Annotated in this window: 16 protein-coding genes; 2 read left to right on the top strand and 14 right to left on the bottom strand. The window is 67.6% G+C overall.

The features are described from left to right. Window positions 1–7: 7 nt before the first annotated feature. From ispG to ndk, 4 genes are all read right to left on the bottom strand, one after another. Window positions 8–1,312 (bottom strand): flavodoxin-dependent (E)-4-hydroxy-3-methylbut-2-enyl-diphosphate synthase, encoded by a 1,305-nt coding sequence (ispG, locus tag BST28156_RS23585; protein ID WP_174903474.1) that lies wholly within the window; start codon window positions 1,310–1,312, stop codon window positions 8–10. A gap of 112 nt (window positions 1,313–1,424) precedes the next feature. Continuing rightward, on the bottom strand, window positions 1,425–2,441 hold the full coding sequence (locus BST28156_RS23580; protein ID WP_174903473.1) for a helix-turn-helix domain-containing protein: 1,017 nt from the start codon (window positions 2,439–2,441) through the stop codon (window positions 1,425–1,427). Window positions 2,442–2,590: 149 nt separating this feature from the next. Beyond that, window positions 2,591–3,730, bottom strand: coding sequence for a dual-specificity RNA methyltransferase RlmN (gene rlmN, locus BST28156_RS23575; RefSeq protein ID WP_060239350.1), 1,140 nt, complete (start codon window positions 3,728–3,730; stop codon window positions 2,591–2,593). Between the two features lie 55 nt (window positions 3,731–3,785). After that, a complete protein-coding gene (ndk, locus tag BST28156_RS23570) occupies window positions 3,786–4,211 on the bottom strand; it encodes a nucleoside-diphosphate kinase (protein ID WP_009689290.1) in 426 nt (141 codons plus the stop codon). A gap of 249 nt (window positions 4,212–4,460) precedes the next feature. Here ndk and BST28156_RS23565 point away from each other — a divergent pair, with 249 nt between their 5' ends. Continuing rightward, window positions 4,461–5,159, top strand: coding sequence for a Bax inhibitor-1/YccA family protein (locus BST28156_RS23565; RefSeq protein WP_006399901.1), 699 nt, complete (start codon window positions 4,461–4,463; stop codon window positions 5,157–5,159). 71 nt (window positions 5,160–5,230) lie between these two features. On the opposite strand, the gene rlmD is transcribed toward BST28156_RS23565, so the two are convergent. Continuing rightward, the gene (rlmD, locus tag BST28156_RS23560; RefSeq protein WP_040127503.1) at window positions 5,231–6,628 is read right to left on the bottom strand and encodes a 23S rRNA (uracil(1939)-C(5))-methyltransferase RlmD; all 1,398 of its coding nucleotides are present in this window, start codon (window positions 6,626–6,628) and stop codon (window positions 5,231–5,233) included. A 141-nt stretch (window positions 6,629–6,769) separates the two neighbouring features. Between rlmD and BST28156_RS23555 the strand changes: the two genes are divergently transcribed. Further along, window positions 6,770–7,624 carry an endonuclease/exonuclease/phosphatase family protein gene (locus tag BST28156_RS23555; protein ID WP_174903472.1) on the top strand — a complete coding sequence of 285 codons (855 nt, stop codon included), beginning with the start codon at window positions 6,770–6,772 and terminating at the stop codon, window positions 7,622–7,624. Window positions 7,625–7,649: 25 nt separating this feature from the next. On the opposite strand, the gene BST28156_RS23550 is transcribed toward BST28156_RS23555, so the two are convergent. The 9 genes from BST28156_RS23550 to BST28156_RS23510 form a co-directional block, all read right to left on the bottom strand. Beyond that, on the bottom strand, window positions 7,650–8,426 hold the full coding sequence (locus BST28156_RS23550; protein WP_174903471.1) for a 3'-5' exonuclease: 777 nt from the start codon (window positions 8,424–8,426) through the stop codon (window positions 7,650–7,652). 3 nt (window positions 8,427–8,429) lie between these two features. Further along, on the bottom strand, window positions 8,430–9,518 hold the full coding sequence (gene rpoS / locus BST28156_RS23545) for an RNA polymerase sigma factor RpoS (protein WP_040127506.1): 1,089 nt from the start codon (window positions 9,516–9,518) through the stop codon (window positions 8,430–8,432). A gap of 11 nt (window positions 9,519–9,529) precedes the next feature. Further along, on the bottom strand, window positions 9,530–10,414 hold the full coding sequence (locus BST28156_RS23540) for a peptidoglycan DD-metalloendopeptidase family protein (protein WP_040127507.1): 885 nt from the start codon (window positions 10,412–10,414) through the stop codon (window positions 9,530–9,532). Between the two features lie 5 nt (window positions 10,415–10,419). Further along, window positions 10,420–11,373, bottom strand: coding sequence for a protein-L-isoaspartate(D-aspartate) O-methyltransferase (locus BST28156_RS23535; protein ID WP_060239357.1), 954 nt, complete (start codon window positions 11,371–11,373; stop codon window positions 10,420–10,422). Beyond that, a complete protein-coding gene (gene surE, locus BST28156_RS23530) occupies window positions 11,370–12,131 on the bottom strand; it encodes a 5'/3'-nucleotidase SurE (RefSeq protein WP_174903470.1) in 762 nt (253 codons plus the stop codon). The genes BST28156_RS23535 and surE overlap by 4 nt, the downstream gene beginning before the upstream one ends. Window positions 12,132–12,237: 106 nt before the next feature. Then, entirely contained in the window at window positions 12,238–13,443 is a 1,206-nt protein-coding gene (locus BST28156_RS23525; RefSeq protein ID WP_060239360.1) for a CaiB/BaiF CoA transferase family protein, read from the bottom strand. Between the two features lie 49 nt (window positions 13,444–13,492). Further along, window positions 13,493–14,089 carry a recombination mediator RecR gene (gene recR, locus BST28156_RS23520; RefSeq protein WP_014896897.1) on the bottom strand — a complete coding sequence of 199 codons (597 nt, stop codon included), beginning with the start codon at window positions 14,087–14,089 and terminating at the stop codon, window positions 13,493–13,495. Between the two features lie 31 nt (window positions 14,090–14,120). After that, window positions 14,121–14,447 (bottom strand): YbaB/EbfC family nucleoid-associated protein, encoded by a 327-nt coding sequence (locus BST28156_RS23515; protein WP_009692958.1) that lies wholly within the window; start codon window positions 14,445–14,447, stop codon window positions 14,121–14,123. Between the two features lie 94 nt (window positions 14,448–14,541). Then, window positions 14,542–15,247, bottom strand: a 706-nt coding sequence (locus tag BST28156_RS23510; protein WP_302478045.1) for a DNA polymerase III subunit gamma/tau C-terminal domain-containing protein, incomplete at its 5' end; no start/stop codon positions are given.

The following is a 15,247-nucleotide window of genomic DNA, read 5'->3' as shown; positions in this document are numbered from 1 at the left end:
GGACGAATTAGTTCAGGGCCGCGGCGCGGCCGTAGTTGCGTGCGACATAGTCGCTGACGATCTGCTGGAATTCCTCGGCGATCCGCTCGCCGCGCAGCGTCTTGACCTTCTCGCCGTCGATGAAGACCGGCGCTGCCGGGTTCTCGCCCGAACCCGGCAGGCTGATGCCGATGTTCGCGTGCTTCGATTCGCCCGGGCCGTTGACGATGCAGCCCATCACCGCGACGTTCATCTTCTCGACACCCGGGTATTCCTTGCGCCACACCGGCATCTGCTCGCGCAGGTAGGTCTGGATCTGCATCGCGAGTTCCTGGAACAGCGTGCTGGTCGTGCGGCCGCAGCCGGGGCAGGCGATCACCATCGGCGCGAACGAGCGCAGGCCCATCGTCTGCAGGATTTCCTGGCCGACCACGACCTCGCCGGTGCGCGGCGCGCCCGGCTCGGGCGTCAGCGAGATGCGGATCGTGTCGCCGATCCCTTCCTGCAGCAGCACGCCGAGCGCCGCGGTCGACGCGACGATGCCCTTCGAGCCCATGCCAGCCTCGGTCAGGCCGAGGTGCAGCGCGAAGCCGCAGCGGCGGCCGAGTTCGCGGTACACGGCGATCAGGTCCTGCACACCGCTGACCTTGCACGACAGCACGATGCGGTCGCGGCCGAGACCCAGCTCGACCGCGCGCTCGGCCGAACCGATCGCCGACTGGATCAGCGCCTCGTACATCACGCTCTGCGCGTCCCACGGCTGCGCCCGCGCGGCGTTCTCATCCATCATGCGCGCGAGCAGGTCCTGGTCGAGGCTGCCCCAATTCACGCCGATCCGCACCGGCTTGTCGTACTTGATCGCGGCTTCGATCATCTGCGCGAACTGCGTGTCGCGCTTCGCGCCCTGGCCGACGTTGCCCGGATTGATCCGGTACTTCGACAGCGCCTCCGCGCAGCCCGGATAGTCGCGCAGCAGCAGATGGCCGTTGTAATGGAAATCGCCGACGAGCGGCACCGTCACGCCCATCCGGTCGAGCTGCTCGCGGATCGCCGGCACGGCGGCCGCAGCCTCGGGCGTGTTGACCGTGATGCGCACCAGTTCGGAACCCGCGTTCGCGAGATCCTTGATCTGGATCGCGGTGCCGATCGCGTCGGCCGTGTCGGTATTCGTCATCGACTGCACGCGCACCGGCGCGGCACCGCCGATCGTCACGAGCTGGCCGCCCCAGCGGACATCCACCGCATGCGACACGCGGCGCGGCGCATGCCCGCCGAACACCGGCTCGGTTGAACAAATCTGACTGCTGCGTGGGGATTGAGCTTCGGATTGCATCGATAGATCCATTTACGCGGAATGCGCCGCAAGGCGGCGCATGAATTGAAAAAGCGCCGTGCCGTCACGGCCTGCCGGTATCGTCGACAGGCCTTCGCCACGGCGCTTGGCGTCAGGGCAACGTGAACCGCGCCACATTACCCCGCGCTGCCGAATATTTTGCCGGATCGACGGGCTTTCCGTCGAACGCGATCGCGTCGAGGCCCGCCTTGTTGCCGATCGTGACCTTGAACGGACCGTCGCCGGCGACCTGCTTCGCCTCGCCGGCGTGCACCAGCCCGGAGAACAGCTCCTTGCCGCTCTTGTCGCGCACGCTGAACCAGCTGTCCTGCCTGACCTTCAGTTCGATCATCGACTGGCCTGCCGCGACCGCGACGCTCGCCGGCTGCGCGGCAGCGGCAGCGCTCGCCACCGTCGTCGTTGCCGTCGTCGCGACGACCGGCCGTGATGCGTCCGCCGTCGCGGCCGGCGCCGGCGTAGCCGACGCAACGACCTGCGGCGCCGCTGCGGACGTCGCCGCCGGGGCCGGAACCTCATTCGCCGGTGCCGTTGTCGTGCCGCTCGCCGCCGCCTCCTCGGCGGAAGCCGCCGCCGGCGCGCTCGCGACCGACGCATGCTGCGCGTCGCCGCCCTTGAAGCGCGCGAGCCAGCTCGGCGAATCGCCGCCAGTGTGCCACATCAGTACCGCGATCGCCGCGATCACGACGATCGCGGTGCCCCACAGCCACGGATGGTGGCGCGACGAGCCGCCGAGCGGAATCGACACGCGGCCGCGCGGCAGATCCGCCCCCGACGACGCCGGCATCGACAGGTCGACTTCCGGCACCCCGCGCTCGCGGCGCAGCGCCTGCGCGAACGGCTCCGGATCGACGCCGAGCATCTTCGCGTAGCTGCGCACGACGCCGAGCGCAAACGTCACGCCGGGCAAATGGCTGATGTCGCCGGCCTCCAGCGCCCGCAGCTTCGGCGGTGCGACCTTGAGTCGCGCCGATACATCCTCGACCGTCCACCCCTTCGCTTCCCGAAGCTGCGCCAGCCGACTGCCCACCGCCACCAGCGATTCCAGTCCCGCCGGGGCCGGCTTCGCGGCATTCGTCTCTGCGCCGTTTGACGGCTGCGGCTCACTCATCCTTGTCCTCGCGTCGATTCTTCTTCACTGGCGGGCCGCACCGGCTCCACCGGCCCGCGCCCGCAACTGTTCATGCCATGTACGGCGCCGAAGCACCGCGACAGATCGCTATTCGCGTGTTGTACCGCAAAAAAGTCCGGGCATCCCCGTCAGACCGCCCGGACCTCGATGATTTTTCCCGCTGCGCCCGTTCGTTCCGCGAGGCGCGTGCGGTCCTTCACCGCGCCGGCGAGCTGGCCGCACGCGGCGTCGATGTCGTCGCCGCGCGTCTTGCGCACGGTGGTAACGACGCCCGCGTCGATCAGGATCTGCGCAAAGCGCTTGATCTGTTCCGGCTTCGAGCGGATGAGACCCGACTCCGGGAACGGATTGAACGGGATCAGGTTGAACTTGCACGGCACGTCGCGCGTGACGGCGAGCAGTTCGCGCGCATGCGCTTCGGTGTCGTTGACGCCGTCCAGCATGCAGTATTCGAAAGTAATGAAGTCGCGCGGCGCGACCTTCAGATAACGCTGGCACGCGGCCATCAGCTCGCGAAGCGGATGCTTCTTGTTGAGCGGCACCAGCTCGTCGCGCAGCGCATCGTTCGGCGCGTGCAGCGAAACGGCCAGCGCGACCGGCAATTCGGCGCCGAGGCGGTCCATCATCGGCACCACGCCGGAGGTCGACAGCGTGACGCGGCGGCGCGACAGGCCGTACGCGTTATCGTCGAGCATCAGGCGCATCGCGGGCACGACCGCGCTGTAGTTCAGCAGCGGCTCGCCCATGCCCATCATCACCACGTTGGTGACCACCCGCTCGGCCTTGCCGTTCGGGCCGGGCGCGCGACCGAGCGACGCACGCAAGGCAAACTCGGCCATCCGAAGCTGGCCGATGATTTCAGCCGTCGACAGGTTGCGGGAGAAACCCTGCTTGCCCGTCGAGCAGAAGCGGCAGTTGACCGCGCACCCGGCCTGCGACGACACGCACAGCGTGCCGCGCGTCTCTTCCGGGATGAACACGGTTTCGACCGCATTGCCGTTTCCGACGTCGATCAGCCACTTGCGCGTGCCGTCGGCGGAAACGTGATCGCTGGCGATCTCCGGCATCGAGATCGTCGCGCGGCCCTTGAGCTTTTCTCTCAGGGACTTCGCGAGATCGGTCATGCCATCGAAATCGCCGGCATTGTACTGGTGGATCCAGCGCTGCAACTGCTTGGCGCGGAACGGCTTCTCGCCGAGACTGCCGCAGTACGCGACAAGACCCTCGGCATCGAAGTCGAGAAGATTGACGGAAGTTTCGCTCGTCATGATGTGCTGCCTTGCCGCGTGCGCTGAATCCTGCCTACTTGCTACCAGCCGGGGCTTAGCGCGAGTAAACGTTCATTTCCGGGAAGAAGAACGCGATCTCGACCGCAGCCGTTTCCGGAGCGTCCGAGCCGTGCACGGCGTTCGCGTCGATGCTGTCGGCGAAGTCGGCACGGATCGTGCCCTTTTCCGCCTTCTTCGGATCCGTCGCGCCCATCAGGTCGCGGTTCTTCAGGATCGCGCCTTCGCCTTCCAGGACCTGGATCATCACCGGGCCCGAGATCATGAAGTCGACGAGGTCCTTGAAGAACGGACGCGCCGCGTGAACCGCGTAGAACTTCTCGGCGTCGGCACGCGACAGGTGCGCCATGCGCGATGCGACGATCTTCAGGCCGGCGCCTTCGAAACGGCTGTAGATCTGGCCGATCACGTTCTTTGCCACCGCATCCGGCTTGATGATCGACAGGGTGCGCTCGATTGCCATAAAAACTCCAAAAAATTAAGAAGTTACAGGTTCAAATGAATCCGCTATTGTAGCACGATCCCGTGTATCATTGCGATTGAACCCTTACACACATGAAAGGTTCCAAATCCCTGTGTTTTGCGCCGTGCGGCCATTGAAACCTCGCGGCGCGGAACGTATCTTAGCCATAGCTGCTCCGGTTTGCTGCGCCGCACACCGCGCGCGCCGAACCGGCCCCGGACGCCCATGCGTTCAATGTTAGGAGAAACCATGAACGACTATCCGTACAATTTCGGCCGCGGCGGCTCCGTCACCACCGCCGAGGTTCGCAACCGCGTGCTGCGCAACACGTACTGGCTGCTCGCGCTGTCGATGGTGCCGACGGTGCTCGGCGCGTGGGTCGGCGTCGCGACGGGCTTCTCGCTGTTCGCGGCCACCAGCCCGATGATGAGCCTGCTGGCGTTCTTCGCGATCGCATTCGGCTTCATGTTCGCGATCGAGCGGACGAAAAACAGTGCGGCCGGCGTATTCGTGCTGCTCGGCTTCACGTTCTTCATGGGCCTGATGCTGTCGCGCCTGCTGAGTTTCATCCTCGGCTTCTCGAACGGACCGTCGCTGATCATGCTCGCGTTCGGCGGCACCGGCATCATCTTCGCCGCGATGGCGACGATCGCCACCGTCAGCAAGCGCGATTTCTCGGGCCTCGGCAAGTGGCTGTTCATGGGCGTGATCGTGATCCTGCTCGCATCGGTCGCGAACATCTTCCTGCAGCTGCCGGCGCTGATGCTGACCGTGTCGGTGCTCGCGATCGCGATCTTCTCCGCGTACATGCTGTTCGACGTCCAGCGCGTCGTGAACGGCGGCGAGACGAACTACATCACGGCCACGCTCGCGATCTATCTCGACCTGTACAACGTGTTCACGAACCTGCTCGCGCTGCTCGGCATCTTCGGCGGCAACCGCAACTGACCTTCGCGGCACCTCATGAAAAACCGGCCCGTCACGGCCGTTTTTTTTACGTCCGCCGCCGCCCGCGTCGCTCAGTCGCGCTCGAACAGCGCGATCGATTCGACGTGCGACGTATTCGGGAACATGTTCACGACGCCGGCGCCCTTCAGCCGGTAGCCGGCTTCGTGCACGAGCAGGCCCGCGTCGCGCGCGAGCGTCGACGGATTGCACGACACGTAGACGATCCGCTTCGGCAGCGGACCTTCCCCGCTCTGCGCGATCTCGGCCAGCGCCTTCGACACCGCGAGCGCGCCTTCGCGCGGCGGGTCGATCAGGAACTTGTCGAAGGCGCCGAGCGCGCGGATGTCGTCGGCGGTCACCTCGAACAGGTTCCGGCATGCGAAGGTCGTATGGCCGTCCACGCCGTTCTCGCGCGCGTTCGCGAGCGCACGCGTGGTCAGCGCTTCGCTGCCCTCGATGCCCATCACCTCGCGTGCGAGCCGCGCGAGCGGCAGCGTGAAGTTGCCGATCCCGCAGAACAGGTCGAGCACGCGGTCGTCGCGCGCCGGCGCGAGCAGGCGCAGCGCGCGGCCCACCAGCACGCGATTGATCTGGTGATTGACCTGCGTGAAGTCGGTCGGCTTGAACGGCATCCGGATGCCGAACTCGGGCAGCGTGTAGTCGAGCGGCACGTCGAGCGGATAGAACGGCGTCACCGTATCCGGCCCCTTCGGCTGCAGCCAGAACTGCACCTTGTGCTCGTCCGCGAACGCGCGCAGCAGCGCTTCGTCGTCCGCGTTGATCGGCTCCAGCACGCGCAGCACGAGCGCGGTGACCTGCGAGCCGACTGCCAGCTCGATCTGCGGCATCCGATCGCGGATCGACAACCCTTCGACGAGACGGCGCAGCGGCACCAGCATCGCCGACACGTGCGGCGGCAGCACCTCGCAGCTCGTCATGTCGGCGACGTAGCTGCTCTTCTTCTCGTGGAACCCGACCAGCACGCCGCCCTTCTTCACGACGTTGCGCACGGTCAGGCGCGCCCGGTAGCGGTAGCCCCAGGACGGCCCATGGATCGGCGAGTACATCGTCTCCGCGCGCAGCTTCGCGAGATGCCACAGGTTGTCTTCCAGCACGCGCTGCTTGATCGCGACCTGCGCGCGCATGTCGAGATGCTGCATCGAGCAGCCGCCGCAGGTGCCGAAGAACGCGCATTTCGGCTGCGTGCGCATCACGCTCGGACGCAGGATGTCGACCACCGTCGCCTGCTCGTAGCTCGGCTTGCGACGGTAGCTCGAATAGGTCACGCGCTCGCCGGGCAGCGCGCCCTCGACGAAGATGACCTTGCCCGGCTCGCCGTCCTCGTTCATCACGCGGCCGACACCGCGCGCGTCCATGTCGAGCGACTCGATCTCGAGAATCGGGGCGACGCCGGGCTCGGCGGGCACGCTTTTCAATTTGCGCGCAGAAGTGGGGACGGCTTCAGACACCAGCTTTTCCTGACAAACGTTGAAGAAGGCGAGATTGTAGACGAAGCTTGCAGGTGAAGGACCGCCTCATCCGATTTGCATGAGACCCGAGTCGGCGCCGATACGCAAGACCGGCACGGCAGCACGACAGGAGATGCGCAGATGCGACTGATCGACTGGAACATTCAATGGGGTCGGGACGCGGACGGCGTTGTCGACCTCGGCCGCACCATCGCGGCCGCCCGCGGGCTCGCCGACTTCGACGTGCTGTGTCTGCAGGAAGTCACGCGCGGCTTCGGCGCGTTGCCGGGCGGGCCCGGCGCCGACCAGTTCGCCGAACTGGCGGCGCTGCTGCCCGGCTATACGATCTTCGACGCGATCGGCGCCGACCTGCCGCCCGCGACACCCGGCGCGGCGCGCCGCCAGTTCGGCAACGCGATCGCGACGCGGCTGCCGGTCGGGCGCGTGCTGCGCCAGCTGCTGCCGTGGCCGGCCGACGCGAGCGCGCCGTCGATGCCGCGCGTCGCGCTCGACGTCGAAGTGCATACGGCGTCAGGCACGCTGCGCGTGGTCACTACCCATCTCGAGTTCTACTCCGCGCGCCAGCGGCTCGCGCAGGTCGACGCGCTGCGCGACCGGCATCGCGAAGCCTGCGCGCACGCCGATCGACCAGCGCCTGCCGAGAACGCCGCCGGCCCGTTCAGCGCGACGGGCCAGCCGCGCGATGCGATCATCTGCGGCGATTTCAACAGCGCATTCGGCAGCGACGCGTACCGGCGCCTGATCGAGCCGATCGACGACGCGCCGGCGTTCGTCGACGCATGGGTCGCGCGCCATCCGGGTCGCACGCCGCCGCCGACGGCCGGCGTCTACGATACGGCGCAATGGTCCGACGGACCGCTTGCATGCGACTTCGTGTTCGTGACCGAGACGCTGCTGCCGCGCGTCGCGCGCTGCGAGATCGACGGCGACGTGCGCGCGTCGGATCACCAGCCGATCGTGCTCGAGCTGAACTGACCGGGCCGGCGCGGCCGGCTTCGCGTTATGCGTCGAACGCGGCCAGATACTCGGCCCAGTGCGGCGCAGCTTCCTGCGCGAGCGCGTTCTTCACGAGCAGGATCTCGTCCGCATACTCGTTCTGGGTCAGGCCGCCGCGCATCAGCTGGAACCGGCAATACAGCAGGTACGTATTGACGACATCGGTTTCGCAATAGCTGCGGATCTCGTCGATCCGCCCGTCCTGGAACGCGGTCCACACCTGGCTGCCGTCCATCCCGAGCTTGCCGGGAAAGCCGCACAGCTTCGCGAGCGCGTCGAGCGGCGCGTTCGCGCGCGCCTGATACATCGCGAGCACGTCCATCAGATCCGTATGCCGCGAGTGATAGCGCGAGATGTAGTTGTTCCACTTGAAGTCGCGATCGTCCTCGCCGAGATCCCAGTAGCGGGTCGCGGCGATTCCGTGCACAAGCGCACGGTAATGGAGCACCGGCAGGTCGAAACCGCCGCCGTTCCACGACACGAGCTGCGGCGTGTACTTCTCGATCACGCGATAGAACGACTGGATAAGCGTCGCCTCGTTGTCCTGCGGCGTACCGAGCGAGCGCACGCGAAAACCGTTGTTGTCGCGAAACACGCACGAGATCGCCGCGACGCGCTGCAGATGGTGCGGCAGGAAATCGCTGCCGGTCTTCTCGCGGCGCGCGGCGAACGCGTGTTCGGCCACCGCGGCATCGTCGAGCGTCGCGGGCAAATCTTCCAGACGGCGAATGCCGTCGACATCGGGAATCGTCTCGATGTCAAAAACGAGAATCGGTGTCATCAGTTACAGAACGGCGTCCTTGCGCACGCCATTGGAGGCGAAGAACCGCTTGAGGCGCACCAGCGCTTCCTGCTGGATCTGCCGCACGCGCTCGCGCGTCAGCCCCATCTCGTCGGCCAGCTCCTCGAGCGTCGCCGGTTCGATGTGGTTCAGCCCGAAGCGGCGCTCGATCACATGCCGGTGCTTGTCGGACAGCCGCGACAGCCACGCGCGCGTAAGCGTCTCGAGCTCGCGGTGCTGGACTTCGGCGTCGGGCGACTGGCTCTGGTCGTCGGGCAGCAGGTCGAGCAGGCTGCTCGCGGGATCGAGATCGAGCGGCGCGTCGAGCGATGCGGTGTGCTCGTTCAACGCGAGGATGTCGGTGACTTCCTCGGCGGTCTTGCCGGTGAGATAGGCGATGTCGTCGATGCTGGCTTCGCGGCGCTCGGCCGCCTCGCCCGTCGACATCGAATTCTTTTCGAGGTGGCGCTTCGCGCGCAGCACCTGGTTCAGTTCGCGGATCACGTGCACCGGCAGGCGCACGGTGCGGGCCTGGTTCATGATCGCCCGCTCGATGCTCTGCCGGATCCACCACGTCGCGTAGGTCGAGAAGCGGAAACCGCGCGTCGGGTCGAACTTCTCGATCGCGTGCATCAGGCCGAGGTTGCCTTCCTCGATCAGGTCGAGCAGCGGCACGCCGCGGTTCAGATAGCCCTTCGCGATGCTGACGACGAGCCGCAGGTTGCGCTCGATCATCACCTGCCGCGCCTCGAATTCGCCGGCCTTCGCGAGACGCGAATAGCGCTGCTCCTCCTCGACGGTCAGCAGCGGCTTCACGCTGATGCGGTTCAGGTAATGTTGGATCGTGTCGGCCGTGAGTTCGGCCTGCAGCAGCGCGCGAAAATCGTCGACGTCGGGCGCCGCTTCCGCGCGCCCTTCGCGCTCGTCGTCGCCGCCTTCCGTGTCGGCGTCGCGCGCTTCGAAATCTCGCTCGTTGTCCGCGACGTCGTCTTCGTCGTCCGTCGAAGCACCAGACCGTTCCACCGATGCTTGCGTGGCGCGACTGATCTTCTCAGAATCGGCTTGCGGAGCTTGGCGCTTCGATTTCGGCATGGTCGTCTCGGTTATTGAGGCGGCAAATACTTCAGCGGATCGACAGGCTTACCCTGCCGGCGAACCTCGAAATGCAGCATCACGCGGTCGGAATCGCTATTCCCCATCTCGGCGATCTTCTGCCCTTTGGTGACCGCGTCCCCCTCTTTTACCATCAAAGCGCGATTGTGTGCATACGCCGTGAGGTAAGTTGCATCGTGCTTGATGATAATGAGGTTGCCGTAGCCGCGCAGGCCGTTGCCCGCATAGACGACACGGCCGTCCGCCGCGGCCTTCACGGCCTCGCCGGCCGACCCGCCGATATTGACGCCCTTGTTCTTCGCGTCGTCGAAACCGTTCAGCACCGGGCCGCGCGCGGGCCACGCGAACGTCACGGGGCCGCTCGGCGCGGCTGCGGTGTCGCTCGACGCGGAGGCCGCTGCCGGCGGCGTGACCGTCGAGGCCATGCCGGCGGCAGGCGCTGCCGGGCCGCTGCTCAGCGGTGCGGTCGCGACGCCGGCACCGGCGATCGGTGCGGTGGCCGGCGCGCCTGCCATCGCGGCACCGCCCGGAGGCGCGACGCGCAGCAACTGGTCGACTTCGATCTGATTCGGGTTGGCCAGGTTGTTCCACGCGGCGATATCGCGATAGTTCTGCCCGTTCTCGAGTGCGATCCGGTACAGCGTGTCGCCCGGCTTCACGCGGTAGAAACCCGGGGGCGGCGGGCCGAGCGGCACCGCCGGCTGCGCGCTGGCGGTCGTGCCGAGCGAACCGGAGCGGTCGACGACGGGCGCATTGTCGAGCCGCGTCGCACAGGCGGCCAGTAGCGTGGAGAATGCAGCCACACAGATCGCGCGCTGGGCGAATGTGAGCGGTTCCCTGGAACGGTTGTTTTGCATCGCGCGCAACATACTCATCGGTTTCAAATCACTCCGGATTTTAAAGGGACAAAGAAAACGCGATCAAGCCGGGACTCTCGCCATTGCGCGTGCGCGACGCGCTCGACGAGCGTGAGCACCTGGGGCTGCCCGCTCTGCGCGCCGACCGGCGCGATCAGGCGCCCGCCGATCGCGAGCTGCTCGAGCAGCGCCTGCGGCACGTCGAGCCCCGCCGCCGCGATCACGATCGCGTCGAACGGGGCCGCAGACGGCAGGCCGACACGCCCGTCGCCGTAGTGCAGACGGATGTTCGGCACGCGCAGCGGCCGCAGGTTCAGCTTCGCGCGCTCGTAGAGCGGCTTGATGCGTTCAATCGAATACACGTCGCGCGCCACATGGCTCAGCACGGCGGCCTGATAACCGCAGCCGGTGCCGATTTCGAGCACGCGCTCGAGGGGGCGGCCGGCCATCGCGAGCTCGATCATGCGCGCAACGACCGACGGCTTGGAAATCGTCTGCTGGTGGCCGATCGGCAGCGCCGAATCCTCGTAGGCCTGCGTCGCGAGCCCCGGATCCACGAACAGGTGGCGCGGTACCGCGGCCATCGCCTCCAGCACGCGCGCGTCGGTCACGCCGTTCGCGCGCAAGCGTTCGACCATGCGCTCCCGCACGCGTTCCGACGTCAGCGCGAACGCGCCGGCCGGCGCGACGCCCGGCGCAGCCATGGGCTTCGGCGCAGCCGACCTCGGCGCGGCCGGCGTCGGCAGCGCGGCGCGGATCGCGGTCGGCTTCGGCCCGGTCGCGGGCTTCGCGGCGGCGCCGGACGAGACCGCGCGCGGCGCGCCCGGCTTCGCCGCAACCGGTTTCAGCACGGCCGCGGGTTTGTCGGCAGCCTTCGGCGCGGCGCTCCGTTCACCGGCCCGACCGTCCGACTTGCGTGGCGCTCGCTTGAGATCTTCGAGCGCGAGCGGAAATCGCTTCGCGCGCTCGCCGCTCATGAAGCCCGCCCTCCGGCGCGCGCCCAGTCGCGCGTCGCGGGCAGCATCTGCGTATGCGTGAGATCGAGCTGCAGCGGCGTGATCGACACGAAACCGTTTGCGACCGCGTGGAAATCGGTGCCCTCGCTCGCATCGAGCGCCGCGCCCGCCGAGCCGATCCAGTAGATCGGCTCGCCGCGCGGGTCGGTCTGGCGAATCACGGGCTGCGACGGGTGACGCTTGCCGAGGCGCGTCACCTTCCAGCCCTTCAGTTCGCCGTACGGCAGGTTCGGGATATTGACGTTCAGCAGCGGCTGGCCCGGCAGCGGATGCGCGAGGTAATGCTCGACGATTTCGGCCGCGACGCGCGCCGCGTCGGCGAGATGGGCCCAGCCCTTGTCGGCCAGCGAAAACGCGATCGCCGGCAAGCCGAACATGATGCCTTCGGTGGCCGCCGCAACTGTCCCCGAATAGAGCGTGTCTTCGCCCATGTTCTGGCCGTTGTTGATCCCCGACACGACGAGGTCCGGCTTCGCATCGGCCATCCCGGTCAGCGCGACGTGCACCGAGTCGGTAGGCGTGCCGTTCACGTAGAAGAAACCCGTACCGGGCGCGCGCTGCACGGACAGCGGCCGCGACAAGGTCAGGGAATTCGATGCGCCGCTGCAGTTCTGCTCGGGCGCGACCACCGTGAGTTCGGCCAGCGGCCGCAGCGCTTCGTCGAGCGCGGCAAGACCCGGGGCGAGATAGCCGTCGTCGTTGCTGAGTAGGATTCGCATCCGGCGATTGTAACCGAGGAAAGATGGCGCGCGAGCGACAGTCCGGCGGCCGCCGATGCACGCGCGCGCAGCGTGCGCCGCCGCGTTGCGCGGCGGCGTTCGGTGCTCAGATCGCGCCCGCTTCGCGCAGCGCGGCGATCGCCTGCGCGTCGTAGCCGAGGCCGCGCAGCACCTCGTCCGTATGCTCGCCGAGCTCGGGGCCGAGCCAGCGCGTTTCGCCCGGCGTGCCCGACAGCTTCGGCGTGACGTTCGGCAGCGGAATGTCGGTACCGTCGGCCAGCTTGAAGTGCTGAATCATCTGCCGGGCGGCGAACTGCGGATCGGTGAACATGTCGGCAGCGCTGTAGATGCGCCCGGCCGGCACGTCGGCCGCGTTGAGCACGTCGAGCGCCTCGTCGATCGTGCGCGGTGCGAGCCATGCGGCGATCGCGTCGTCGATCTCCTGCGTGCGCGGCACGCGCCCGTCGTTGCGTGCGAGCGCGGGATCGTCCGCGAGATCGTCGCGGTCGATCGCCTTCATCAGCCGCTTGAAGATCGGATCGCTGTTGCCGCCGATCACGATGCTGCCGTCGCGGCACGCATAGGTATTCGACGGCACGATGCCCGGCAGCGACGCGCCGGTGCGCTCGCGCACCATCCCGTACACGCCGTACTCGGGCACCACGCTTTCCATCATGTTGAACACGGCTTCGTACAGCGCGACGTCGACCACCTGCCCCGCGCCGCCGTTCACCTTGCGGTGGTGAAGCGCCATCAGCGCGCCGATCACGCCGTGCAGCGCCGCGATCGAATCGCCGATCGAGATACCGATGCGCGGCGGCGGCAGGTCCGGATAGCCGGTGATGTGACGCAGCCCGCCCATCGATTCGGCGATCGCGCCGAAACCGGGCCGGTCGCGGTACGGACCCGTCTGCCCGTAGCCGGACAGGCGCACCATCACGAGGCCCGGATTGTCGGCGGACAGGACGTCGTAGCCGAGCCCGAGCTTCTCGAGCAGGCCCGGGCGGAAATTCTCGATCACGATGTCGGCCTCGCGCGCGAGCTGCCGCGCGATCGTCTTGCCGGCCTCGGCCTTCAGGTTCAGCGTGACCGATTTCTTGTTGCGCGCCTGCACCGACCACCACAGCGACGTGCCGCCCTGCTCCGGGTGGAGCTTGCGCCACTTGCGCAACGGGTCGCCGCCGTTCGGATCCTCGATCTTGATCACTTCCGCGCCGAATTCGGCGAACAGCCGCGACGCGAACGGCCCCGCGATCAGCGTTCCGAATTCGAGCACTTTGACGCCCGCGAGCGGGCCCTGGCTGGTGCTCATGTGTCTCCCTGACATGAGGAACGGCGCCGCCGGCGGGCGGCGCCGGCAATTACATCGTGCGGCGATCGAGCATCGCGCGGGCGATCGTGCCCGCGTCGACGTATTCGAGTTCGCCGCCGACCGGCACGCCGCGTGCGAGGCGCGTGACCGCGAGCCCGCGCGCCTTCAGCGTCTGGCCGAGGTAGTGCGCGGTGGCTTCGCCTTCGTTGGTGAAGTTGGTCGCAAGCACGACCTCCTTGACGATCCCGTCGGACGCGCGCCGCACGAGGCGGTCGAAATGGATTTCCTTCGGGCCGATTCCGTCGAGCGGGCTCAGCCGGCCCATCAGCACGAAATACAGCCCGCGATAGGTCATCGTCTGCTCGAGCATGATCTGGTCGGCCGGCGTCTCGACGACGCACAGCAGCGTCGGATCACGCTCCTCGTCGCTGCAGACCTCGCAGATCTGCGCTTCGGTGAACGTATTGCACTTCTCGCAGTGCTGCAGATGCTCGGTTGCGAACAGCAGCGAGCGGCCGAGCCGCTCCGCGCCCTCCCGATCGTGCTGCATCAGGTGGTACGCCATGCGCTGCGCGGATTTCGGCCCGACACCGGGCAGCACGCGCAGCGCTTCGACGAGCGCGGACAGAGCGGACGGCTGTTTCATACGGCGACAGAAAGCGGAACGGACGCGGCGCTCAGAACGGCAGCTTGAAGCCCGGGGGCAGCGGCAGGCCCGAGGTCATGCCGCTCATCTTTTCCTGCGACGTCGCCTCGGCCTTGCGTACGGCGTCGTTGAACGCGGCCGCGACGAGATCCTCGAGCATGTCCTTGTCGTCCGCGAGCAGGCTCGGGTCGATCGATACGCGGCGCACTTCGTTGCGGCAGGTCATCGTCACCTTGACGAGGCCCGCGCCCGACTGCCCTTCGACTTCGATCTGCGCAAGCTGCTCCTGCATCTTCTTCATGTTTTCCTGCATTTGCTGCGCTTGCTTCATCAGTCCGGCGATGTTGCCTTTCAACATGGGAATACTCCTTCTTGATCGTGTGAAAACCGGCACGCGGCGCGTGCCGGCCAATGGGTGGGGGCGTGATTGTGCCCGTCCCGGCGCAATTCGTTCAATGCAGCGTCGGCGGCGCGCCGTCCGACGCCGCATCGGCGAGCGGACGCACGGAGCCTTCGACGATGCGTGCGCCGAAATCGCGCACCAGCTGCTGGACGAACGGATCGGCGTGAATCTCCTGCTCGGCTTCGCGCTGGCGCGCCGCGCGGGCGGCCGCGTCGAGCGCCGCCGCGGTGCGGCGCGCGGGCCCGACCTCGACCGTCACGTCGACGGGCTTGCCGAGCGCATCGGCCAATGCAGCCTTCAGCTTCGCGACCTGGGCGGCATCCGCGTACTGCGGGACCGGCACCGACAATTTCAGCGTCGTCGCGTCGACGGCCGTCAGCTCGCTGTTGAACGCGAGCTGATAGGCGACGCCCTTGAGCGGCAGCCGCGCGGCAAGCGCCGGCCATTCGCCGTCGAAGCCGACCGGATCGAGCGCGATCGCGGGCGGCAGCGGACGCGCATCGACCGGTGCGGCCGGCCGGGCTTCCGCCGGCGCGACGCGGACGTCGTCGGGGCCGCTGTCGAACACGGGAACGAAGCCGTCGTCGGGCGGACCGCCGAACATTTCGTCGGCGCTGAGCGGCACGTAGTCGTCCGGCGGGATGTCCTCCCACGGCGGCGGCGCGTGGCGCGTATCGGCGCTGGCCTGCGGCGCGCGAGCGGCAGCGCGCGGCGTCGGCACCTGTACGGCCGGACGCGCCGGCGCCGGCTTCGCG

This window comes from Burkholderia pseudomultivorans (genome assembly GCF_902499075.1).
GTDB classification, from domain to species: Bacteria; Pseudomonadota; Gammaproteobacteria; order Burkholderiales; family Burkholderiaceae; genus Burkholderia; species Burkholderia pseudomultivorans.
The sequence above is the reverse complement of the archived record's forward strand: the minus strand, read 5'-3'. Positions and strand labels throughout refer to the sequence as shown.